Annotated in this window: 25 protein-coding genes; 24 read left to right on the forward strand and 1 reads right to left on the reverse strand. The window is 46.4% G+C overall.

Going from position 1 to position 22,280, the window contains the following annotated elements:
* The first annotated feature begins 104 nt into the window (after nt 1–104).
* The 24 genes from Q7P33_RS10935 (at nt 105) to Q7P33_RS11045 (ending at nt 20,724) form a co-directional block, all read left to right on the forward strand.
* Entirely contained in the window at nt 105–722 is a 618-nt protein-coding gene (locus Q7P33_RS10935) for a B12-binding domain-containing protein (protein ID WP_303870294.1), read from the forward strand.
* Entirely contained in the window at nt 719–1,843 is a 1,125-nt protein-coding gene (locus tag Q7P33_RS10940; RefSeq protein ID WP_303870296.1) for a uroporphyrinogen decarboxylase family protein, read from the forward strand. Before Q7P33_RS10935 ends, Q7P33_RS10940 begins: the two co-directional genes overlap by 4 nt.
* A 16-nt stretch (nt 1,844–1,859) precedes the next feature.
* A complete protein-coding gene (locus Q7P33_RS10945; protein WP_303870298.1) occupies nt 1,860–2,663 on the forward strand; it encodes a dihydropteroate synthase in 804 nt (267 codons plus the stop codon).
* Between the two features lie 137 nt (nt 2,664–2,800).
* Nucleotides 2,801–3,454, forward strand: coding sequence for a B12-binding domain-containing protein (locus tag Q7P33_RS10950; protein ID WP_303870300.1), 654 nt, complete (start codon nt 2,801–2,803; stop codon nt 3,452–3,454).
* Nucleotides 3,447–4,172: a GntR family transcriptional regulator gene (locus Q7P33_RS10955; RefSeq protein ID WP_303870302.1), complete on the forward strand. Its 726-nt coding sequence runs from the start codon at nt 3,447–3,449 to the stop codon at nt 4,170–4,172. Before Q7P33_RS10950 ends, Q7P33_RS10955 begins: the two co-directional genes overlap by 8 nt.
* A 100-nt stretch (nt 4,173–4,272) precedes the next feature.
* Nucleotides 4,273–4,806 carry a DUF2284 domain-containing protein gene (locus Q7P33_RS10960; RefSeq protein WP_303870305.1) on the forward strand — a complete coding sequence of 178 codons (534 nt, stop codon included), beginning with the start codon at nt 4,273–4,275 and terminating at the stop codon, nt 4,804–4,806.
* Nucleotides 4,807–5,099: 293 nt separating this feature from the next.
* Entirely contained in the window at nt 5,100–5,699 is a 600-nt protein-coding gene (locus tag Q7P33_RS10965; protein WP_303870307.1) for a GTP-binding protein, read from the forward strand.
* Nucleotides 5,692–6,402, forward strand: a complete 711-nt coding sequence (locus Q7P33_RS10970) for a hypothetical protein (protein ID WP_303870309.1) — start codon at nt 5,692–5,694, stop codon at nt 6,400–6,402. Before Q7P33_RS10965 ends, Q7P33_RS10970 begins: the two co-directional genes overlap by 8 nt.
* Before the next feature lie 24 nt (nt 6,403–6,426).
* Nucleotides 6,427–7,233: a methyltetrahydrofolate cobalamin methyltransferase gene (locus tag Q7P33_RS10975; protein ID WP_303870311.1), complete on the forward strand. Its 807-nt coding sequence runs from the start codon at nt 6,427–6,429 to the stop codon at nt 7,231–7,233.
* A 55-nt stretch (nt 7,234–7,288) separates the two neighbouring features.
* Entirely contained in the window at nt 7,289–7,918 is a 630-nt protein-coding gene (locus Q7P33_RS10980) for a corrinoid protein (RefSeq protein WP_303870313.1), read from the forward strand.
* A 40-nt stretch (nt 7,919–7,958) separates the two neighbouring features.
* A complete protein-coding gene (locus Q7P33_RS10985) occupies nt 7,959–8,933 on the forward strand; it encodes a uroporphyrinogen decarboxylase family protein (RefSeq protein WP_303870314.1) in 975 nt (324 codons plus the stop codon).
* A 15-nt stretch (nt 8,934–8,948) separates the two neighbouring features.
* The gene (locus tag Q7P33_RS10990) at nt 8,949–9,155 is read left to right on the forward strand and encodes a hypothetical protein (RefSeq protein WP_303870315.1); all 207 of its coding nucleotides are present in this window, start codon (nt 8,949–8,951) and stop codon (nt 9,153–9,155) included.
* A 212-nt stretch (nt 9,156–9,367) separates the two neighbouring features.
* Nucleotides 9,368–10,147 (forward strand): ZIP family metal transporter, encoded by a 780-nt coding sequence (locus Q7P33_RS10995; RefSeq protein ID WP_303870316.1) that lies wholly within the window; start codon nt 9,368–9,370, stop codon nt 10,145–10,147.
* 136 nt (nt 10,148–10,283) lie between these two features.
* On the forward strand, nt 10,284–11,591 hold the full coding sequence (locus Q7P33_RS11000) for a PocR ligand-binding domain-containing protein (protein WP_303870318.1): 1,308 nt from the start codon (nt 10,284–10,286) through the stop codon (nt 11,589–11,591).
* Between the two features lie 9 nt (nt 11,592–11,600).
* A complete protein-coding gene (locus Q7P33_RS11005; protein ID WP_303870320.1) occupies nt 11,601–12,260 on the forward strand; it encodes a B12-binding domain-containing protein in 660 nt (219 codons plus the stop codon).
* Nucleotides 12,261–12,601: 341 nt separating this feature from the next.
* Nucleotides 12,602–13,006: a DUF3795 domain-containing protein gene (locus Q7P33_RS11010; RefSeq protein ID WP_303870322.1), complete on the forward strand. Its 405-nt coding sequence runs from the start codon at nt 12,602–12,604 to the stop codon at nt 13,004–13,006.
* A gap of 136 nt (nt 13,007–13,142) precedes the next feature.
* Nucleotides 13,143–13,382 carry a ketopantoate reductase family protein gene (locus Q7P33_RS18040; protein WP_369693297.1) on the forward strand — a complete coding sequence of 80 codons (240 nt, stop codon included), beginning with the start codon at nt 13,143–13,145 and terminating at the stop codon, nt 13,380–13,382.
* Nucleotides 13,383–13,496: 114 nt separating this feature from the next.
* A complete protein-coding gene (locus Q7P33_RS18045) occupies nt 13,497–13,877 on the forward strand; it encodes a ketopantoate reductase family protein (protein WP_369693295.1) in 381 nt (126 codons plus the stop codon).
* Between the two features lie 138 nt (nt 13,878–14,015).
* The gene (locus tag Q7P33_RS11020) at nt 14,016–15,170 is read left to right on the forward strand and encodes a DUF924 family protein (RefSeq protein WP_303870324.1); all 1,155 of its coding nucleotides are present in this window, start codon (nt 14,016–14,018) and stop codon (nt 15,168–15,170) included.
* A gap of 126 nt (nt 15,171–15,296) precedes the next feature.
* Entirely contained in the window at nt 15,297–15,521 is a 225-nt protein-coding gene (locus tag Q7P33_RS11025; protein WP_303870325.1) for a hypothetical protein, read from the forward strand.
* Entirely contained in the window at nt 15,493–16,221 is a 729-nt protein-coding gene (locus tag Q7P33_RS11030) for a serine hydrolase domain-containing protein (RefSeq protein ID WP_303870326.1), read from the forward strand. The genes Q7P33_RS11025 and Q7P33_RS11030 overlap by 29 nt, the downstream gene beginning before the upstream one ends.
* Nucleotides 16,222–16,318: 97 nt before the next feature.
* Nucleotides 16,319–17,107 carry an IclR family transcriptional regulator gene (locus Q7P33_RS11035; protein ID WP_303870328.1) on the forward strand — a complete coding sequence of 263 codons (789 nt, stop codon included), beginning with the start codon at nt 16,319–16,321 and terminating at the stop codon, nt 17,105–17,107.
* Nucleotides 17,108–17,220: 113 nt separating this feature from the next.
* On the forward strand, nt 17,221–17,658 hold the full coding sequence (locus Q7P33_RS11040; protein WP_303870330.1) for a DUF2798 domain-containing protein: 438 nt from the start codon (nt 17,221–17,223) through the stop codon (nt 17,656–17,658).
* A gap of 24 nt (nt 17,659–17,682) precedes the next feature.
* A complete protein-coding gene (locus Q7P33_RS11045; protein ID WP_303870331.1) occupies nt 17,683–20,724 on the forward strand; it encodes a methyl-accepting chemotaxis protein in 3,042 nt (1,013 codons plus the stop codon).
* Nucleotides 20,725–20,932: 208 nt separating this feature from the next.
* Here Q7P33_RS11045 and Q7P33_RS11050 read toward each other — a convergent pair whose 3' ends face one another.
* Entirely contained in the window at nt 20,933–22,153 is a 1,221-nt protein-coding gene (locus Q7P33_RS11050) for a metallophosphoesterase (protein WP_303870333.1), read from the reverse strand.
* Between the last annotated feature and the right edge of the window lie 127 nt (nt 22,154–22,280).

Genomic DNA, 22,280 nt, shown 5'->3' on the forward strand with positions numbered 1-22,280 from the left:
ATCTGAGTAAATGATAATATATTTTTTACTCGTTTAAAACTATTGTATTTTGATGGGCATTCTCCAAAGGTTGTTGATTCAAGAATAATTGGAGGAATGTAGAAATGGCAAAAATATGTGAATTACTGGCAAATCTGGAAATGGATGAGCTGATGGAAACCGTACAGCTTGATTTGGACAATGGTCGTGATCCGGTGGAGATTCTAAAGGAGTGCGAAGCCGGAATGGTTAAAGTTGGGGAGTTGTTTAGTGCCGGTGATTATTTTGTTTCTGATCTGATGATGTCAGGCGAAATGTTTAAAGAAGTTGGCGAAATGCTGGAACCACATCTGTCCGGCAAAACCGGTGACGTTTTGGGAAAGGTGGTGCTTGGCACGGTTGAAGGCGATATTCACGATATCGGCAAAGATCTGGTTTATGTGATGCTTAAATCTGGTGGGTTTGATGTCATTGATGTGGGGGTGGACGCCAAACCGGAAGTTTTTGTGGACGCTTTAAAAGAATCCGGCGCACCGATTCTGGCATTATCCTGTTTATTAACAACCGCTTATGATTCCATTTTAAACACTGTCAAAGCCGTTGAAGAAGTTGGGTTGCGCGACAGGGTTAAGATTATCATCGGTGGCGGACCCACCGACGAATCAGTTGTGCGATACACCGGCGCTGATGCTGTTGGCGACGATGCCCAGTCTGCAGTCAGATTATGTAAGGAGATGTTATGATGAAAACAAACCCAATTTTTGACGAACGATTAAAAAAAGTTCAAGCGGTGATCAATCATGAAAATGAACATGTTCTTGCCTGTTTTATGGGGCAAGCGGTACCGCCAACCTATTCTGATATTACATTGGCTAAATATATGTCAGATACAGAAGTTGGTTTAAAATATTATATCGATTTTGTAAATCGTATAAATGATATTGCACCAGTAGATTGTATTAATTTTGCTTATCCAGGTGCGCATCAAGCGGCTTTAAGCCTAATATGGTGGTCTAAAGTTAAAATGCCAGGAGAGGAATTAGGTGAAAATGATATCTGGCAGGTTGATGAGAAAAAATTAATACAAGATGGCGATTACGAACTCATCATTAAAGAAGGATCAGCAGCGGTAATGAATCGCATTTTACCTCAAATCATTGATATGAAAAAGATTGAACAATTCTTTGAATATCATGCAAAAGATGAAATGATAGCGCAACAATATACCGATGCCGGCTATCCGGTTTTAAATAGTGGATTAATCTGTCCTCCGTTTGAAACTTTATGTGGGGGACGTTCGATGACAGCATTTTTTATGGATTGCTATAAAAAACCGGACTTAATCAAAGAAGCGCAAGATGTCATGCTGGAAGAACAGTTGAAAATGATCGCTTCACGACCTGATCGGGATTATGTCATCGGTGAATGGATTGGCGGATGGCGGGGTGCTTCAGGACTCGTTAGTCCCAAAATTTGGGATAATTTAGTATGGCCTTACATGTATAAACTTGCGTTAGCATTAATTGAACGTGGAATTACACCGATTTTACATTTAGACCAGAATTGGGATCGCGATTTAGAACGATTCTTAGAATTACCGGCAAACAAATGTATCATCAATACAGATGGTATGACTGACTTAAGAAAAGCTCGAAAAGTTTTAGATAATCATGTTGCATTTATGGGAGATGTTCCGTCTCAAATGTTAACCGTATCCACTCCTGATGAAGTTAAGGATTATATTCGTCGATTACTCGATGACATTGGTGCGAAAGGGGTGATTTTAGCAGCAGGTTGTGATGCTCCGACTGGTTCAAAGTTTGACAATCTTGTGGCAATACACGAGGTTGCGCAAGAGTATTAAAAATTAAGGAGACACCATGATTTTTATCGGAGAAAAAATAAACGGCACCCGTAAAGCGATCCAGGAAGCCATTTTAAATCGGGATGCCGACTTCATCAAAAAAACGGCTCTGGATCAGGCCAACGCCGGAGCCGATTATCTGGACGTCAACGCTGGTACCGATCCTTCCCGGGAGCTTGCCGATATGCTTTGGTTGATTGAAGTGATCCAGTCGGCTACCGACACCCCGATCTGCATTGATAGTTCAACCTCGGAAGTAATTAAAGAAGCCATTCATGTCGTTAGCAAAACGCCGATGATTAATTCCATCAACGGTGATCCGGCTCGGTTGGAGAGTTTTATTCCGTTTATCAAAGAACGGGACTGTACGGTCATTGCCTTGGCTCTAGATGAATCCCAGTCGGGCATGCCTAAATCCGTGGCAGAACGGATGGCGGTTCTAGAGCGAATCTTTGTGGCGACGCGTGCGGCTGGCATTGCTGACAACAAGGTTTATGTGGATCCGCTGATTATGGCAGTAGCCACTGATCAACAGGCTGGACTGATTGCGTTTGAGTCAATCCAGACCATCCGGGAGACTTATCCTGAAGCCCATATTACAGGGGGGCTTAGTAATATTTCTTTTGGAATGCCTAACCGGGCTCTGGTCAATCGAACCTTTTTAACCCTGGCAGTGGCCGCCGGGATGGATTCAGCGGTAGTCAACCCGGAGAATATTGCCTTAATCGAATCACTCAAAGCCACAGAGCTGCTTTTGGGAAAGGATCGATTCTGCCGCAAATATACCACCGCCGCTAAAATAAACTTTATCAAAAAATAGTTTTAAAGCTACTGAACAGCCCTTTCGTTACATTTTTAGCGAAAGGGTTCAACTGCGTTCTTTACCAAAACAACAAGACGGTATAAAATAAAGATGCAGATTAGTTGGATAGAGTGGAATAGGAGTAAGGGAAAACGATGAAAGAACAACTGATTGAATTAATTGCTGATTTAAAACTGGATGAAGCAGAGGTGTTGGCAGAGGACCTCATAAAAAGTGGGATCGAGGCGCAAGTGCTCTACGATCTTGTGATGGAGGGTCTTGCCAAAATTGGCAAGAAATATGAAAACGGTGAATGTTACATAGCTGATCTGATTGTATCAGGAATGATTGCCAAAAGCATTTTTGCTCACGCTAATTTCGATCAGGACGAAAATACCGGTAAAAATCCGATCGGGACAGTATTGTTTGGTACTATTTATGATGATATACACGATATCGGAAAAGATTTGATGGTGGATGCGCTTCGAAATAAAGGAATCCATGTAATTGATCTGGGTGTTGACGTAAAGGTAGATAAATTTGTTGAAGCAGTTAAGGTTCACCAGCCGGATATTATCGCAGTCAGCTGCGTTATGACCAATTCAATCCCTTACTTACAGGATTTGGGAATTGCTTTGGAAACAGAAGGACTGCTTAAAAACCGGCGCCTGCTCTTAGGCGGTGCAGTTGTCAATCAGGATTATATCAAAATACCCCAAATCGATTTTATGACCAACAATTTTTATGAAGGCATTCAATACTGTGAAATCTATCTAAAGGGAAAAAGGGAGTGTAGCTCGGATGAGTGATGTTTTATATTTAGCTATTGTAGCGAGTTTGAAAGATAAAATCTTAAAAAGTCAGCTCAAGCCCGGAGATATGCTGAATTCTGAGACAGCACTGATGCAGGAATACTCCGCCAGCCGGATGACGATCCGAAAAAGTTTATCGCTGCTGTCAAATGAGGGCTATATTTATTCAGTGCCGGGGAAAGGGAATTTTGTCTGCAAACCGGAAGTGGATATTTTTCAGTTTAAATTTAATAAATATGATGGTCTTACTGTTACCATTGATCAGGTTAAATTACTCTCGGTCAAGGTTTTGCAGCCGACAAAAAAAATTGACCACATGCTTGATCTGGAAGAGAATCAGAAGGCGGTGGAAGTTAAGCGGATTCTTTATGCGGATGAGCTAGAAATTGCCATGGAAATTATCTATCTGCCTTACGTTCATCATCAGCCGGTGATTGAAGATATGCTGAAGTTTGCTAATTACTTGAAGACAATTGAAGAAAAACTGGCCTTTGTCCTGGAGAAATCACTGGAAATCACGGTTGCAATGCCCACGGAAGAAATCACCGAAAAGCTTTTATTAGAGGATAACGAGCCGGTTTTTGAAATCACTGAACTGATTAGAAATGAAGCGACTCAAAAAATTCTGCAGTACTCCTGGTTTTACGTCAGTCCACGGTACCTTAGCATTAAAGCATCTACTCCAAAAGACAGCGATGATAAACGGATCTTCTAATCCAGAAGACAGCTTTGCGGAGCGCACCTTTTGTTAGGATGGTTGGATAATTATTTAAAAATCATAGGTTCTTACAATGAGATTAGAAGGAGAAAAACAGATGAAAGAATATTTAAATCAGGGTGACTTTACCGAGATTGCTGCACTTAGGGACATCAGCGACATTCACATCACCGCCGAGGTACGGGATCGCTGCGCTGATAATTATTGCGGATTTTATGGCAGAAATCACATGTGTCCACCTGCAGTGGGAGACCTTGCGCATTACCGCCAGCTAATTGGCCAGTATGATAAGGGCCTGGTCTTTTCGAAAGCTTATTCGATCAAATCCCGCAGTGATTTTGCCGGTATGGTGGCCGCAGGCATTGCATTTCGGGAAATTGTTCAACAAATCGATCAGCAGGCTAAAACCAATCATCAGGATTGTGTGTTTTTTACCGCCGGAACCTGCGGTATCTGTGAAAAATGTGCCATTCTTGACGAAGAGCCCTGCCGTTTCCCGGATCAGGCCATCCCCTCACTGGAGGCCGCGGGCATTGACGTGGTGCGGCTGAGCCGGGATCTGGAAATGAAGTATAATAATGGCGCCGATAAGGTGACGTATTTTGGTTTGGTGGTGTATCGGGACGCGTAGGTGGCCAAGGTACATACCGCGGCGATAAAAAAACATGTACACTGAAAAAGATCTGGTAATCCGGATCTTTTTTGCATTTATGGTCTTAATATTCCTATTTTGCGACATGTGAAGTTTGGATAGTACAATTCGGTAGTCAAGACAGGCAGTTGTTTTTATAAAAAGCTGTGATTGTCGTAAAAAGATGTGGTTTTCTCCATCCAAAAAACGATTTCATTTGGTTATAATGCAGATACTACAAAACGGAGGTGGGTGTATCCAAAATAATTATAAATAAACAGGAGGAAAAAGCCTTGAAAATATTAATACTGGGTGGCTTTCTGGGGTCTGGTAAAACCTCAGTGCTACTGCAGCTGGCCCGCTATCTGGTGGAGCAATCGACTGGGGACAGTCCGACTAGAGTGGCCATCATTGAAAATGAAATCGGACAGATTGGCATTGATGACAAGCTACTTAGGAGCTGCGGCTATACGGTAACCGATATTTTTTCCGGGTGTGTCTGCTGCAGTCTAAACAGTGATCTGATTTCAGGCATACAAGAAATCAGAAAAGAAACCGATCCCCAATGGCTGGTTATTGAAGCGACGGGAGTGGCTTTCCCGGACAAAATTGCCGAGACGCTTTTTAAGAATCTCGGTCTGGAGTCCCGGATTATCACCCTGGTGGATGCCAAACGCTGGCAGCGTATCCGGATTCCCCTTGAAAATCTGATCATTGGACAATTAAACGATGCTCACCTGATTCTGCTCAATAAAACCGATCTGGTGGAAGAGGCAGAGCTGCTGGCCATTGAATCCGAATTGCAGGAGCTTAATGACGCCGCCCGAAAATTTCGCATCAGCGGGATTCGCCCCATTGAAGCAGCGATTCTTCAGGTGATGGCTCATGGTTAAAATTATCAGCAGCCGGAAGCTCACCAAACGCCGACAATATCAGCTGCAGACGACGGTTCATGAAGGGGCGCTGGCAGTTTCGGGAGGCCTTCATTTGTCTGAGCAGTCTTTGAGCAGTATGACTGAAACGTTGGAGAACGCGCTCCATAATCTGAATAACTGGGTTTTGGTAAACCGTGGATTGGTCGGTCATATTAAAGGATTTGTCCAATTGTCAGGGAAAGCGCTGATGGTTTCAACCACTGGCAATGAGGTCAATTATCAGATCATTGAAAACGGCGAGACAGACGTTAAGGAAAATACCCTCAGCCTGACAGCCATCGTTTTTGGAGTGGATCAACTGGCTTTGGAAGAACAGTTAATAATGATCCTGGAAAGTTTGGAAAAAGAGGAGAAAATGATGTTGAAAAATGAAGCGGTTATGATTGATTATATCGATGATGAAGGTGTGGTCTACGCCATGTCGATTATTAAGTACGTTGATTTTGGCGGTAAACGATTTGTGTTGGCAACTGAGCGGACAAATCATCATACACATCATCATCACGATGAGGGCGTCTGCAATTGCCATGAGCACCATGAATCCCTTCAGGATCAACACCTTTACGTCTTTGAATGGTTAAGTGAAGTACCGGGGGGGAAGCTTATTCCGGTCAACGATGAGACCCTTGAAGCCCTTCGGTCCATTTTAGACGCAAGATAGAAAAGAAAAAGACAGGAGAAAAATATGATTATTATCGGAGAGAAAATTAACGGCGCGATTCCGTCAACGGCCAAGGCCATAGCCGCAAAGGATGCCGAGTATATTAAACATTTAGCCCGCATTCAGGCCGCCGCCGGAGTTGATTATATCGATGTCTGTGCCTCGGTGGAAAATGATGTGGAGCTTCAGACCATGAAATGGCTGATCGATATTGTCCAGAGTGAAACTAACATTCCTATTGCCGTGGACAGCCCCAATGAACAGACCTGTGTGGCGGCTATGAATTTTTGTAATAAACCTGGATTATTTAATTCCGTTTCCATGGAAGGAAACAAGGTGGATGTGGGCTTTGCTGCCATCGCCGATACCGACTGGGATTGCGTGGCACTGCTAAACAGCGACAAGGGCATTCCCAAAACCGCCAAAGACCGGCTGGCTGTTTTTGCCGACATTATGGCTAAAGCCAAAGAATATAACATTGCCCCATCGCGGCTGCATATCGACCCGCTGGTGGAAATGCTCTGCACCTCCGAAGAGGGCATCGCGGTGGTTACCGAGGTGATTCGGGAAATAAAAGCACAGTATCCGTCGATTCATGTCACCGGAGCCATTAGCAATATTTCCTTTAACCTGCCAGCCCGCAAGACCGTCAACATGGGCTTTACGGTCATGGCGATGATGGCGGGACTTGACAGCGGGATCCTGGATCCGACGGATCGGGATCTGATGGGGATTATTTATGCCACCGAAGCATTAATGGGTGAAGACGAATTCTGCGTCGAGTATATCCGGGCATATCGCCAGGGGATTCACGGACCGGTTAAAAAATAATCGTTGATTTAAGGGTTAAAACACACATTTATATAATAATTAGGAGGAAGCAAACATGTCAAAAATTTTAGAAGTAAAAGAACTGGTGGAAGCAGGAAAGTCAAAGAAGGTAGGTGCTGCGGTGCAGGAAGCCCTGGATGCCGGCAGTCAACCGGCTGAAATTCTGGCGGCAATGGTGGATTCCATGAGCGTGGTCGGGGATAAGTTCTCAGCCGGTGAAATTTTCGTACCGGAAATGCTGATTGCCGCCAAGGCGATGTCAAAAGGGGTGGATGTGTTACGACCGTTGATGGCAGGCGACAACTCAGCTTCACTGGGAACCTGTATTATCGGCACCGTCGCCGGAGATCTTCACGATATCGGCAAAAACCTGGTCACAATGATGATTGAAAGCGCCGGTTTTACAATGGTGGATCTGGGTGTGGATGTTGCTGATGAAAAATTCGTAGAAGCCATTAAAGAAAACGAAAACGTGACGCTGGTGGCATTATCCGGACTGCTGACTACCACCATGCCGTCTTTAAAAAGTGCCGTTGAGACGATTAAATCCTGTGGCTTAAGCGGATTCAAAGTGATGGTTGGCGGAGCACCCGTTACCCCGGAATTTGCGGCTGAAATTGGGGCCGATGGCTATGCCGCTGATGCTGGCAGTGCCGCAGTCAAAGCCAAAGAACTGGTTAAATAAAGCAGATTATGATAAAAAATATCGATAAGGGAGAAAAAAGATGAATCAGAGAGAGAATTTTTTTGCGATGATCGAGGGGAAAAAGCCCGAATTTATTCCGAATTCAATGGAAGTGTACAAGTCCTGTATATTAGGAACCAGTATCACCGATTCGCCTTTAATGGGTGGCGTCGACTCGTTCGGAGTTAATTGGGTTGCTACGAAAGAAGGTGCAATGCCAGAGCCAAATAAGTTTATGTTTGAAGACATTGCTGACTGGAAGGCACATGTTCATTTTGCCGATCTTGACAGCCTTGGCATTGAGGCGGCAGCGGCGAAAGAGCTTGAAGACTTTACTCAGGATAATCGTAACGAACAGGTCGTGAATGTCTTCAGTGGTTGCGGACTCTTTGAACGAATGGCGGCTTTTATGGGCTTTGAAAATGCCCTCTGCTCACTGGTGGAAGATCCCGACGCCTGCCGGGAATTTTTTGAAGCATTAGCAGATTTTAGAATTGCCTGTCACAACCGCTTTATTGATGCCTATCAGCCAGATGTACTGACCTACTTTGACGATTTGGCTACCGCTAATGGGTTATTCATGTCACCTAAGGTTTATCGTGAGGTGATTAAGCCATCACATAAACGAATTGTTGATGCCATCACATCCAGAGGCGTGATCTTCTCCCAGCACACGTGTGGAAAATGTGAAGAAATTGTCGGTGATTATGTGGAAATGGGAGCAAAAATATGGCACTCAGCCCAGTCAATGAACGACCTTGAGGGAATTCTGGAAAAATATCAGGGACAGCTGATTGTCGAAGGGGGATGGGATTCATCGGGTGCAGCCAGTTATATTGGTGCCACAGTTGAGGAATTAATTGAAGAAGCGAAACGATGTGCCAAAGTTTATGGTCAAAAAGGGAACTTTATTCTGATGCCAACTCTGTTAAATGAAAATGGCAATTCACTGATTGTAGGTGATCCCCGACTTGAACCGATGTTAAAAGCCTTTAACGAAATAAACCACATTTAATAAAAGTAAGATATAATGAAACAAGCAGTAATTGCCGGTTTAATCGGCGGAATCATGGGTTTGTTGATCAGTTTTCTGCTCAACTATTTCCTGCTCCCAATGCCAACAACCGTTTTTGCCAATGCCCTGGGCAATGGCATCAGTGGCCTGATGAGTGGGTTCATGGGTGGTTTGATGGGGCTTCTGATATATCTTAAAAAATCAGCAACGATGGATAAATAAAAAGTAAAATGAAAACAACACAGCGACTATTGGCGTTGTGTTGTTTTCGGCATTCAGAGAAAACAGATCAAATGTTTACGAAGAAAGTAAAAATTATGCATTTTTTACCATATCTTAATGCTTAAATTTTGGATATAATATTGGATATAATAAAGATAAGATAAAAAAACACACGATTATCGCAAAGCGATAGAAAGGTCTTGCTCGATTCGATGGATGTTCTACTTAATCTGCACTTATACTTTGGCATTTTTATCGCCAGCTTGATGACCCTTTTGGGGGTTTGGCTCTATGAATTTCTCAATCATCGCTTTCCCAAATGGATTGATCTGCTACAGGGCTTATCAGCCGGAATGCTGTTGGCGGTGATCTTTTTTGGGATCATCCCGGAAGCGACAGAGATGCTCGATAACGGCTTCGCCCAAGGTCAGATTTTAATCGCAACTGTTTCAATGGCGGTCGGAGCGCTATTGCTGCCTGCTTTTGAAAAGATGCTGCCGGTAAAACATCATCATGATTTTGAGGATAGTCATCACCACAAACCCCAAGGAGTGGCTTATATTGTTTTGGGTGCTTTTGGCATTCACAGTTTGTTTGAACTGTTGGCGATCCTTGTGGCCGGGAGCAGTAACCCCATTTTAGGATGGACACTTGTACTGATTATTGCGATTCACAATATCCCGATCGGATTTATCATTAATACCCAGCTTAAAGCATTTGGTTTGCTGATAAAACGGGTCAGCCTGATGGTGTTTGGCCTGATTATGGCACAATGTCTGATGGCAGTAATTATTTATGCGATGATGCTGCCGTTTGTGACGCCGGGCCTGACCGGAATCCTGCTCGGAATGACCGCCGGGATGATGCTCTATCTGACCTTTGATGAGCTGCTGCCGCAAATCTATCGCGATGAGAATCAGCATACGGTGAATGCCTGTATCATTGCCGGGTTATTGGGAATGTATTTTATTCTGGCAGTCAGCGGGCATTAAATCGTCCACGGCAGACTGCGTCGGGTAGTTTGAAGGGGATGATCGGCCCCATAAATTTTAAGTAATTTTTTGAAGTCATGCTATGAAGTCATGATATACTGATAAAAATTGCAAAAAAAACTTTACAGGTGAGATAATGAACAATCAGCCCGAAAATATGGAGAAAAAGCATAAACGACTCAATGAGCTGGTCGACATCAAAACCCTTCAGGAAATTCTTGACGCGTTTACCACTACCACCGGCCTGATGGCCAACATTGTTGATGTGGAAGGGGTGTCTATTTTTCCCCGCAAAGGGATCAAAAAATGCAGCCAGTTCTGCCGCATCATCTACGGTCTGGAAGGTGGCAAAACCCGCTGTCAGGGAGCCTACAAGCGGGCGGGAAAACAGGCGGCGCTTTTTGGTGAGCCTTATATTTTTAGGTGCCCCTCGGGCCTGATTGAATGGGCTGCGCCGATTGTTTTAGATGGCGAGCATGTGGGGACGATCATCTGTGGGCAGGTTCTGATGTGGGAGCCGGAAGAATTTTTCTGGATTGAACTGCGCAAAATGAACCAGACGATCACCGATGATTTTGAAGAACTTTTCCAAGCCGTGGGGGAACTGCCCATTGTCACCGGTAATCAGGTGCAGGCAGCCGCCTATCTGCTTTATGTGGTGGCCAATTACATCATGAAAGCCGGTTGGGAAAATTATGAACAGTCGCAGGAATTTGCCAGACAGCGGACGCTTTTTCATGCCGAAATTGAAAACCGCAAAAGTCTGCAAAATGATCAGGCGCTGGAGGGCCCGGGTTTTCTCATTGATGAAAATGAAATTCTGCTGCAGCTGGAAAAGAACCGCAGCAAAGCTAAAGCCTATCTGGAAGGGTTAATCACCAGTCTGCGCTACGAAGCCCATCAACGGGTGCCTTTATTGCAGGGGAAAATTACTGAATTGATGGTGATGCTGTTGCGTTGCATCCGTCGGATGGGCCTTGAGCTGGAGCCGTATCTTGCCATCAACCATGAAACCATCAGCCAGATTTATACGTCCAACTCCCTTGAAAGCATCAGCGTCATTGCTTCCCGAGGAGTGGATGCCTATCTTGAGCGACTTGAGGCAGTATCTCAAAAACCCGAAAACCCCAATGTGACGATGATGCTCGTGTACATCGAAAACCAGTATCCGCACAATCTGACGGTGGAAGAAATTGCCGGTTCAGCCTGTCTCAGTCCCGGTTATGCTGGTCGGATTTTTAAAGACCAGACCGGGCTGTCAATGATGGATTACGTCCTGAAGGTGCGAATTGAGAAGTCGAAGAAGCTGCTGCTAAACCCCCATTATCAGATTCAGGCCATTGCTGAAACAGTGGGCTATGAGGATGCCGGGTATTTTACCAAGGTTTTTAAAAAACTTGAAGGCATTACCCCAACCCAGTTCCGAAAGATTCATAAACGATAAGGATAGAAAATGGAAAAAGTTTTGGAAGCACTGCAACAGGCCATCGAAAACGGAGAAACCCAGACGGCCATGAATAAAACCAAAGAAGCCCTGAACCAGGGCCTGCGCACCGACAAGATCATTCAAACGGCCATCAATCCGGCCTTTAAAGATCTCGGGCAGAAAATGTTTGACGGCGAAATCTATGTTACCGATGTGCTGATGGCTTCCCGGGCTGCCCATGCGGCTTTGTATGTGATGGAGCCGATTATTTCCCGCTCTACCGGAACTTCAAAGGGGCTGGTCGCCATTGGAACTGTCGCTGGAGATCTTCATGATATCGGCAAAAACCTGGTTATCATGATGCTCCAGGGGAGTGGCTACACGGTTATTGATCTGGGGATTGATGTGCCGGTGGAAACCTTTATTGAAGCGGTCAGAACCCACAAACCCGATGTGCTGGCGCTGTCGTCTTTGTTAACCACCACCCTGCCGGAGCTCGATGCCACCGTGGCGGCCCTTACCGAAACTGGTTTGCGCCCGCAGGTCAAGGTGATTGTCGGCGGCGCTCCGGTCACCTCTGAATATGCCGGTCGGATCAAAGCCGATGCCTACGCCAATGATCTTTTTGAAGCCACCGAAGCGGTGGCCGATCTGATGCATAATCGGATCGGGAAGTATGCGGTGTGAACATAGGATGGGATTTTTACACGAACCAAGAATCTAAAAACCTTTAAAAAGCCACTTGCCAACAGACTGTTATCTGTCGGCAAGTGGCTTTTAATCAGAACGCGCCACGAAATTCTGCCAGTTCATTTCATCCAAGGAGTAAAGCAATTATGACCAACAGCTTTGAGGCCAGTTGTGGTTAGCCTGTTAGTTTGATAAAAAATAACAATCAAAATAAATCTGGAGGAAAAATTGATTTTTTATGATATGATAAAAAATAGTCAGAAATATACTTACACTGAGTGATCGATTGTTGTCGTGAAAAACAGCAATCTGTTTCGAGGAGAAAGGGAAAGATAAACATGCAAGATCGAATTACCTTATGCGGCGATAATTGTACCTATTGTCCCCGCTTTAATGCCCATACACAAGAAGAACTCAAGCAGGTGGCCGAACTATGGTATCATCTGGGCTGGCGAGATCGGGTTGTTTCGCCGGACGAAATAAAATGCCCGGGCTGCAATCCCAATAAACAATGCCCCTATGGTCTGATTGATTGTACCTGGGAACACGAGGTTAGACACTGCAACCAATGCGTGGAATATCCCTGTCAGAAGATTGAACGGATGCTTAGAAAATCCCGGGAATTTAAAACCATGTGTCAGGAAATCTGCAGTGATCAGGAATATGCGGTGCTTAAAAAAGCATTCTTCGAAAAGCACATCAATTTAGGTAAAAAGGACATCGATTCGGGTTCCGGCAAATAAATAATGTAAAAAGAGAGGACCTTATGGAAATAAAAAAAGTCGCCATCATCGGTTTAGGTGCACTGGGCATTCTTTTCGGCAACCAGATTGTAAAAAGGATCGGGGATGATCTGACTGTCATCGCCGATGCCCGCGGATTGATCGCTATCGGAGTAACGGGGTCTTCTGCAATGGTGAAACCTGCCACTTTAACTATAAAACCCCAGAACAGGCCGAAGTCGTCGATCTGGTCATTTTTGCGGTTAAAATAAACGATTTAAGTGATGCCATTGCGGCCGTTAAGCCATGTGTCGTACCGAATACCCTTATGCTGTCGCTGCTAAACGGGATTACCAGTGAAACTATTATTGCAAAATCGTTGGAGAAGCGCACCTAATCTGGGCCTGTGCCCAGGGGATGGATACCCAAAAAGTAGGCAATGCCCTGAGCTATATCAATGCCGGAATCATCTGTTTTGGCAATTGCGCCGATGATTTTCTTTCTAAAAAAAGTGCAGCAGATTAGACGCATTTTTGATCGGGTTGGCATTGCCTACCTAATATATAACTGGATGGACCGCAAAATCTGGGCCAAGTTCATGCTTAACGTCGGGGTCAATCAGGTGGTATCAGTCTGCGGCGAAAACTTTGGTAGCGTCAAGAAAACCGGTATGGCCCGGGACTTGATGATTGCTGCGATGGCTGAGGTCATTCCGGTGGCCCGGCAGGAAGGGGTGGATCTGAACGAGGCGGACATCATCTACTGGCTGGGAGTGGTGGATTCCCTGAGTGATGCTGGCAAACCGTCGATGCGACAGTATATCGAAGCCTGTCGCCCCAGCGAAGTGGCGCTTTTTTCGGGAACGGTGGTGGCGCTGGGGCAAAAGCAATAGATCAAAACTCCGGTCAATACCATGCTCTATGAAAAAATCATGGCGATTGAAAAAGGTTATGGAATTAGGTAACCTTGTCCCGGCCAACGGCAAAGCCGATACCCATAATACGTGTTTGAGAAGCGATTGGAGAATAATATGTATAAAATTAGTGAATTAACAGTAGCAGAATATCTGAAAAAAATGTCAGTCTGTAATTTCCCAGGACCGGCGGCTGGCAGTGCAGCGGCAACTGCCGCCGCCATGGCTGCCGCCCTACTGGAAATGTCCTGCGACGGTAGTCTCAGAAAAAGTGGTGATAACCCATTGCTGGCAACGTCCATTGCAATCGGGGCCAACCTTCGCCAGGCCTGTCTGGCACTGGCTGATGAAGATATGATGGCTTATGGGTTGGTGATTGCTGCAGCCAAAAATAAAACCAACGACCGGGAAGCTTACGAAAGTGCAATGAAAGGGGCCACCGAACCCTTCATGCAAATCCTCAGGCATTGTCACAGTCTGCTTGCACAAATTAAAAAAGTAATAAACGGCAGCTTTTCAAGAGTACAGGGGGATCTAGTTGGTGGCGCCTACCTGGCTGAGGCGGCAGCGGCAGCCTCGAAGTCAGGGATTGATGTCAATCTGATGCTGATTGGTGACAAAGACTATCAAAACCGCTATCAGACCGAGGCGACAGCACTCTATCAGGTCTGTGTCAGTTTCAAAGCTGAAATTCTGGCCCAGGTTTTTGCCGCACCCCTGCCGAGTCTTCATCCCGATGCCAAAGTGGTGCTTGATTTCTGGTTTGATCCTCAAAACCAGCCTTATTGGTTTTTAAAAAACGACACCTTTGATTTAGCGATTCGAATAAATTTTTATAATCACTGGGTGGCGGGCTGCAATGGCCTTTTATCAGACTGGCGGGGCACCCTTGATGGACGGCTGGCGGAAATAATTCTATTGGATCAGTTTTCCAGAAATCTAAACCGAGACAACGACAAGGCGTTTGCCCAGGATGGCATTGCGCTGACGCTGGCCCAGGAAGCTATTCACCATCCTGATTTTAAGCAACTGGCTCAAGAGCAACAACGGTTTGTTCTGATGCCCTTTATGCATTCGGAGTCAGCTGGCATTCATCAGACGGCCCTGACGCTTTTTGAAGCCCTGGGCGAGCCGGAAACCTTGGCATACGAAATCAGGCACAAACAGATCATCGACCGGTTTGGCCGATTCCCGCATCGCAATAGAATGCTGAAGCGGGAATCCACCCCGGCAGAAATCGAATTTTTAAAACAACCCGGTAGCAGTTTTTAGTTAAATTTGGAAAGGGTATGTTTATAAGGTCAAAATAAAAGTCACGCCCGTTTGACTTTTACAGTAGGTTAAGATGATGAAAAAAGCTTGGCTGTTGTTGTCCTCAGTTTATTGCTGGTGCTTGTTATGCTTTTAGGATGTGTTAGTCATTTAGCGCAGAACCAGACCTATGAAAAAACCATTGCTACCGCCTGGACTGAAATCAGGAAAGAAATCAGCGGTCGGGGGGCTGCCAGTGCGACCATTGCGATTATGGAAAATGACAGCTCTTGTTCCTTTCAGGACGGCAATGAAAATGTCACTTTAAAGTATAATAACGACGATGGCACTGCCCTGCCGCGAAATTATTAATCTGCTGGGAACCGGGGGGATTTCCTCCACTGCCGTCGATTTGTGCCGTTTTGGCAATGGCCTGCTTAGTGGCAAACTGCTCAGCGCGGCGTCCTTTAAGGAGTACACCAGTCCCCAGTATGGACCCGAAACGATGCCATCGGGAATGCCCATTGATAACTACGGTCTGGGTTGGGATATGGTGGCGGTGCCGACCTTTGCCGAACAGGGGGTCACGGTGGTTGGTAAAAACGGGGCAACCTTACAGTATGCGTCCCAGCTTTATCTGATCCCCGAGGCCGATCTTTCGATCGCTCTGATTTTTGCCGGTACCGCTAATGTCGCCGGGATTGCCGATAAGATTACCCAGGCGCTGCTGGAAGAAAAAGGGATCATTCCGGCGGCTGAGGCCACTGCCAAAACCATCACCCCGACGGCCATTCCCAATGACATACTCGGTTTTGCCGGCTACTATGGGGCAAGTGGCAGTATTATCAAAAGTGACTTTGATCAACAGACAAACGCCCTGGTTTATCAGCAATTTGATGGTCAGTCCTTTGTGACTGCGGCAACCTATCCCTATCTGGGAGATGGTTATTTTGATGCAGTTGTCTATGATACGCTCTATGGTGAGATTAAAGATGTTCCGGTAACGGCCGGTTCCTATGTGATGTTTATCGGCGCGGTAGGTGCAAGCTTCCCCTATGACTACCTCGTTTAAAGAGCAGTGGGGATAAAATTGCGGATCACCAGGGAATATCATAGAAATAGCACCGGCTCAGGGGGAAACCGCAAAAAAGCAACAGGAGAATCTGCAGATGGAAGAAAATAAAAAAAAATCAAATTTGTCATCAGTGGCCAATGCCTTAAACATTTTAAACTGCTTTTCGGTGACACAACCGGAAAAGCGGGTCACCGATATCGCCCTTGAACTGGGTTTGGGAAAAAGCACGGTGAGTCGGCTGCTAGCGACCCTGGCCAGTGAAGGCTATGTTAAAAAAGATCCGGATACCAAAAAATATAGCTTGGGACTGCGGATTCTCTCGCTGGCCAGCACCCTGACAGCCAATTTAGAAATTGTCCGGGAGGCCCGCCCGGTTTTGCAGCAGCTGGTTTCGGAAACCTCAGAATCGGCGCAAATTGCCGAACTCGAAGGCAATCGGATGATCTACGTGGATCAGGTGAAGTGTCCGCAGCCGACCCGGATTCTGGCTCACATTGGTCGAATTAATCCCATTTATTGTACCAGTTCTGGCCGGTTGCTGTTGGCCTATCAGAGTGAGAAACGTCAGCAGGAAGTGCTGAGTGGAGAATTGATCAAGTATACGCCTGAGACCGAGACCGATCCGATTAAAATTCAGGCCGATCTGGAAATCATCAGACAGCAGGGCTATTGTATCTTGACCAATGAGCTGGTTGAAGGGATTGTTTCCATTTCGGCACCGCTTTGGGATTACCGTGAAAGGGTGATTTCAGCGATTTCGGTGGTTGGCCCGATCAGTCGGATCAACCCGGAAAAACTGATTTTTTGCAGAAACCGGGTTTTGCATGCCAGTCGTGAAATTTCAAGAAAAATGGGATATAGCAGTAAAAATATTAATGAATAAACGGTGCTTGTTGCACATAGCGGAATTGCCATCTTGAATAAAGAACTGATAAACGATATTATACGGGGATCATAGCGATGAAATTTATTTAGGGATGGTTTTGAGGTAATTCTATGAACAGCAAACAGCACTATTTTTTCACGGTCACGTATTCAATTTTCGTCAGTCTTGTACTGACCTTTTTTATGACTGCAGTTTTTGTCGGATTCAACGAGGCTTTTTCAAAAGCCTATAAATCGGGGGTGGTCATTTCGATTGTGGTTGCGACTACCCTTTCGTTTATAATTTCGCCCTTTCTGGAAGAAAATATCCTCAAAGATCAAGCGGTTACAAAATGTCGGGTGATGGTTTTCAATCTGCTATTGGCCATTGCCCTCACCGCCGGGGTGACATTTTCGATTCTGTTGCTATCAAATGGGCTGTTTCCAGGGTTTTTGGTTCATTGGCTGAAGATGTGGCTGGTGGCGGCAGTGATGTGTTTTGTCATTATTGAGTTGACAGCAGAAGGGTTTCGGCAGTTGACATTTAGTGTGATCAAATCGTCAAACTGAAAATTACATGCGTCGGAGGACAAAATGAATAGTCAAACTACAGAAGTAAAGGGTGGAAAAAAAGTTTCGCTGCTATTTAAACTGGTGTCGCTACTGGGGGCAATCCTGATTAGCGGGTGTCTGATTCTCGGTGGTGTTGCCCTGATGTTTTCAACCCGGGCATTGACTGAAAATACCGAGTCGCATCTGGAGGAAACGGCGGTGGCCAGTTCAAAATATGTGGGGGCTACGATGGCCAAGCAATTGGGCGAATTGACTCAGGTCGCCGAAACGGATACGATGTCATCAATGAACTGGGAGGCTCAGAAAACCTATCTTGCCGGGAAGGTTGACGGCTTGGGCTATCTGGATATGGCGGTGATTACCCCGGATCTGCTGGCCCATTACGTGGTTAGTGGCGAAACCACCCAGCTATCGGAGCGGGCGGTTTACACTGAGGCCCTGAATGGTACTGTGGGGATTTCCGATGTAGCCATCAGCAAGGTCACCAATACTCCGGTGGTGCTGGAAGTGGCGCCGATTAAAAAAAATGGTCAAGTAGTCGGGATCTTGATGGGCCGCCGGGATGGGACGGCACTTAACGACATTACCGATAACCTGGAGGTGGGGGAAACCGGTTTTGCCTTTATTATCACCAAAGATGGGGTCATCAATGCCCATGCTGATAAGCATCTGGTATTGAATCAGCGCAATGCCATCAAGGAAGCCCAGGAAGGTGGTGATCTGGCCGAGCTGGGGAAGCAATTGCAAAGCATTGACATGACCCGGTATAATCTGCTCCGTTATACTTATCAGGGGGAAAAGCGGATCACTGAGATCGTTCCGATTGCTGGAACCAACTGGCTGCTGGGGATCGGCGATTATGAAAGTACGGTTTATGCCAGTGTCACCAATTTGCGTAATATGCTGATATGGATCACTCTTCTGGTGGCCCTGGGGGGCTGTCTGGCCATCTATCTCAGCACCCGGAAAACGGTGGTTAACCCCATTATCAAGATCAAGGCCACCGCAGAAAAATTAGCCTTGGGTGATGTGGACGTCACTGTAGCCGTTAACAGTAGCGACGAGATCGCCGACCTGGCCATGGTTTTTAATGAGATGACGGCAAACCGCAAACTACAGGCAGCTGCCGCCCGGCGCTTATCCGAAGGTGACTTTGGGGTGGTCATTGAACCGCTGTCGGAGCAGGATGTCTTGTCCTATTCGCTGCTGGCGGTGATTGCTGAAATGCATAAACTGGACACCGGAATCACCAATCTCGAACAGGCTATTTTAGAGGGGCAGCTTTATTATAAAGAGAACCTCGATGATTATCCGGGACGCTTCAGCGATCTGATCAAAGGGGTCGAATCAATTGGGACAGCCTTTAAAGAACCATTGAAACTTGCAGGCAAGGCCATTGCCAAGATCGGCAGCGGTCAGATTCCCGACCGGGTCACTAGTGAATACAAGGGGATTTTCAATGATCTTAAAAACAATGTCAATTCCTGTGTCGACGGTTTAGGGGCCTTGACTGAAGGCAATCAGGTACTGGCGCGGATGAGCAAAAATGACACATCCCAAAGAATTGCTGGTGATTACACCGGTATTTTCGGCGAGATTGCCGAATCTGTCAATACCATCCAGGATTCCCTGGTGCTGATGGTTAAAATCGTCGAAGCGATTGCCAATGGCGATCTGACCATACTGCCACAGTTGCAGGCCAGCGGCAAACTCAGTGACAACGATCAACTCGTGCCAGGCTTTATCAAGCTGATGGAGAACATCAGCAGATTGCTGAAAGAAGCTGACAGCCTGGCCACAGCTGCGGTGGCCGGAGATCTTGACAAGCGGGCCGATGCCGCCCGCTTCCCGGGTGACTATGCCAAGGTCATCAATGGCTTTAATGACACCCTGGACGCCTTAACCGAACCGATGCAGGAAGCCTCCAAGGTGCTCAATGAGCTGGCCCGGGGCAATCTGAGTACGGCGATGACCGGTGAGTATCAGGGTCAAAACGGTCAGATCAAGGCGGATATGAACAACACCATTAGCTTTTTGAAAGAGTATGTGGTGGAGATTTCCGAAACTCTGGAAAAGGTCAGCCAAGGCGATTTCAACCAGGACATCACCGCCGATTATCGGGGTGACTTTGTTAAAATTAAGGTTGCCATCAATGACATCACGGCCCATATCAGCGAGATTCTGACCGAAATCGGCAATGCCGCCAATCAGGTCGAAGCTGGTTCGAGACAAATCTCTGATGGTGGCCAGGCATTGGCCCAAGGTACCACCGAACAGGCCAGTGCGATCCAGCAATTGTCAGCCTCCATTGATGAGGTGGCTGAAGAAACCAAGAAGAATGCCCAAAATGCCGATCAGGCCAATCAACGAACCCTGGAGGTACGGGCGGCAGCTGAAACCGGCAACAATCAGATGGGCGATATGGTCAAGGCCATGGGGGCAATTAATGAAGCCTCCCATAATATTTCCAAGATTATCAAAGTCATTGATGATATTGCCTTTCAGACCAATATTCTGGCCCTGAACGCTGCCGTGGAAGCGGCCCGGGCTGGACAACATGGTAAAGGCTTTGCGGTGGTGGCGGAAGAGGTGCGATCGCTGGCGGCCCGGAGTGCCGAAGCGTCCCGGGAAACCACTGGCCTGATCGAAGGCTCCATTGACAAGGTCGAAGCCGGCACCAGAATTGCCAATGATACCGCCGACAGTCTTGACGGGATTTTAACATCCGTGGCCCAGGTTACCGATCTAGTCAGTCATATTGCGATGGCCTCCAATGATCAGGCCACCAGCATTGCCCAGATCACCCAGGGGATCGAACAGGTGTCCCAAGTGGTCCAGACCAATTCGGCTACCGCTGAAGAAAGTGCCGCCGCCAGCGAAGAGCTATCCAGTCAGGCTGAACTGCTGAAAAACATGGTGGCGGAGTTTAAGCTGAAAAACAAGACTGTCGGTCAAATCAGTCTCGGTCAAACGGTTTCGGTGAATCCTCAGAAAATAACAGCACCAATTAACCATCAATTGACCGAACCGAGAATTCTACTGGATGAGATGGATAAGTATTAAATTATCAATTTTCACATTGTCGATTCTTATTTAAAGTTGTTCATTAATGGTTTTTGGGCGGCTCCAGGTCATCAATAGCTCCCTAGACACCCCCAAATAAAACCGCCCGTGGCGCACAAGATAGCGCTAGGGGCGGTTTTTAGTGACTGGCTGGACAGAATTCAACAGCGACGCTGAAAAGATACACTGCCTATCTGAGGCAATCGGTTTACGGCTGGCTGATATCGGCGATCGTCCCATCGGCAGCATACTGCATCAGACGTACTACTGAGGTATCCTGGCCGGATTCAATCACCACAAAGGTCATATCGGCACCCAACAGATTTTTATCAATCCAGGTGCCACTGTTGACATAGGTTTTTTTTCGGTTATAGCCTTCAGTAAAGGAGTTGAAAACCGGGACGTGGGTATGGCCGAAGACAACGATGTCAACCGACGGATCAACATTAAAATATTGGGTTACGGCTTGCTCATCACAGAAGGTGGAATCCTGAACCCGGGCCGTAGCCAAGTTATAGGGCAGTTTGACAGTGACGTTATTGGCTTCCTGAAGAGCATCCCAACGGCGTTGAACGTTTGCGTATAAAGCGGCGCTAATGGTGCCGTCAGCCTGAAGCGTTGGTAGCAAATCAGAAAGGGCATAGCTGTCGTTGTAGCCATCAATATCAAGATTTATAACCGGCTCAGTAAACCCGGCGCTGATCGGGAAGGTATTAATGGTGCCAGCCCAGGTCTGGTAATAGGCATAAGCACCCAGCTGATCAATGTTGTCAGTCGTTGGTTGCACTACCTCAGGCAGATTAAGCTGGGGAGCAGACTTACCTTCGGCTACCCAGGTGGCGGCGACCCGGGTAAAGAAATAGCCCGGCGGCAAAATCGAGGGATAAGTTCCGGTTAATTCTTTATTGGAAAGGGTATCCGGGGCACAGAAAGTGTTATAGCGGTGACCGTGTTCGATGACAATCTCATCACGGGCGCCGGTCCGGTGGGTGCCCAGACCCGCTACATCCCGGGCTTGTTTAATTCCAGGAATCAGCTCGGCGAGGATGTCATCAGTTAGCAGCAGGTCGTGATTGCCGGGAACATAGGTAACGGTGATACCATTTTGTATCAGCGTTTCGATGGCGGCTACGATCTCGGCATTGTTTAGTGCGACTCGTGTAAAATAAGCTTTCAGTTCAGTGGGGCCAGTATAGCTCACTGGAACAAACCATTGATCAAAGAGATCACCGGCAATCACCAGTTCATCAATCGTACTGCTGTTTAATTGCCCCAGAAAGGACACCAGAGCCGCTTTGTTTCTGGTTGTTTCAGAAAAGTGGTCATCAATCCCCAGATGGAGATCGCTGATGATGACGATTCGGTGGGCGTCAGGAGTGGTATCATTTTCCCAAAGGGGCAGTAATCGTTCGGTCTTTAATGTGTTCATATAATTTCTCCTTAATGCTAATTCATTTTGCGACACGTTTCGCCCATTGTTTCAAAAATTCAACCACCAGCAGCGAAAAAACACGCAAATGTTTATTGAATTATACCAGAAATGAGAACTGATGGAA

Origin of the sequence: Acetobacterium wieringae, from assembly GCF_026646375.1 — a bacterium.
Lineage (GTDB): Bacteria > Bacillota > Clostridia > Eubacteriales > Eubacteriaceae > Acetobacterium > Acetobacterium wieringae_A.

Bases quoted from the DNA above. Each gene is read 5' to 3' on its own strand.
- Q7P33_RS10935 (WP_303870294.1), top strand. From the start codon at position 105: ATGGCAAAAATATGTGAATTACTGGCAAATCTGGAAATGGATGAGCTG.
- Q7P33_RS10940 (WP_303870296.1), top strand. From the start codon at position 719: ATGATGAAAACAAACCCAATTTTTGACGAACGATTAAAAAAAGTTCAA.
- Q7P33_RS10945 (WP_303870298.1), top strand. From the start codon at position 1,860: ATGATTTTTATCGGAGAAAAAATAAACGGCACCCGTAAAGCGATCCAG.
- Q7P33_RS10950 (WP_303870300.1), top strand. From the start codon at position 2,801: ATGAAAGAACAACTGATTGAATTAATTGCTGATTTAAAACTGGATGAA.
- Q7P33_RS10955 (WP_303870302.1), top strand. From the start codon at position 3,447: ATGAGTGATGTTTTATATTTAGCTATTGTAGCGAGTTTGAAAGATAAA.
- Q7P33_RS10960 (WP_303870305.1), top strand. From the start codon at position 4,273: ATGAAAGAATATTTAAATCAGGGTGACTTTACCGAGATTGCTGCACTT.
- Q7P33_RS10970 (WP_303870309.1), top strand. From the start codon at position 5,692: ATGGTTAAAATTATCAGCAGCCGGAAGCTCACCAAACGCCGACAATAT.
- Q7P33_RS10975 (WP_303870311.1), top strand. From the start codon at position 6,427: ATGATTATTATCGGAGAGAAAATTAACGGCGCGATTCCGTCAACGGCC.
- Q7P33_RS10980 (WP_303870313.1), top strand. From the start codon at position 7,289: ATGTCAAAAATTTTAGAAGTAAAAGAACTGGTGGAAGCAGGAAAGTCA.
- Q7P33_RS10985 (WP_303870314.1), top strand. From the start codon at position 7,959: ATGAATCAGAGAGAGAATTTTTTTGCGATGATCGAGGGGAAAAAGCCC.
- Q7P33_RS10990 (WP_303870315.1), top strand. From the start codon at position 8,949: ATGAAACAAGCAGTAATTGCCGGTTTAATCGGCGGAATCATGGGTTTG.
- Q7P33_RS10995 (WP_303870316.1), top strand. From the start codon at position 9,368: ATGGATGTTCTACTTAATCTGCACTTATACTTTGGCATTTTTATCGCC.
- Q7P33_RS11000 (WP_303870318.1), top strand. From the start codon at position 10,284: ATGAACAATCAGCCCGAAAATATGGAGAAAAAGCATAAACGACTCAAT.
- Q7P33_RS11005 (WP_303870320.1), top strand. From the start codon at position 11,601: ATGGAAAAAGTTTTGGAAGCACTGCAACAGGCCATCGAAAACGGAGAA.
- Q7P33_RS11010 (WP_303870322.1), top strand. From the start codon at position 12,602: ATGCAAGATCGAATTACCTTATGCGGCGATAATTGTACCTATTGTCCC.
- Q7P33_RS11020 (WP_303870324.1), top strand. From the start codon at position 14,016: ATGTATAAAATTAGTGAATTAACAGTAGCAGAATATCTGAAAAAAATG.
- Q7P33_RS11025 (WP_303870325.1), top strand. From the start codon at position 15,297: ATGCTTTTAGGATGTGTTAGTCATTTAGCGCAGAACCAGACCTATGAA.
- Q7P33_RS11030 (WP_303870326.1), top strand. From the start codon at position 15,493: ATGGCACTGCCCTGCCGCGAAATTATTAATCTGCTGGGAACCGGGGGG.
- Q7P33_RS11035 (WP_303870328.1), top strand. From the start codon at position 16,319: ATGGAAGAAAATAAAAAAAAATCAAATTTGTCATCAGTGGCCAATGCC.
- Q7P33_RS11040 (WP_303870330.1), top strand. From the start codon at position 17,221: ATGAACAGCAAACAGCACTATTTTTTCACGGTCACGTATTCAATTTTC.
- Q7P33_RS11045 (WP_303870331.1), top strand. From the start codon at position 17,683: ATGAATAGTCAAACTACAGAAGTAAAGGGTGGAAAAAAAGTTTCGCTG.
- Q7P33_RS11050 (WP_303870333.1), bottom strand. From the start codon at position 22,153: ATGAACACATTAAAGACCGAACGATTACTGCCCCTTTGGGAAAATGAT.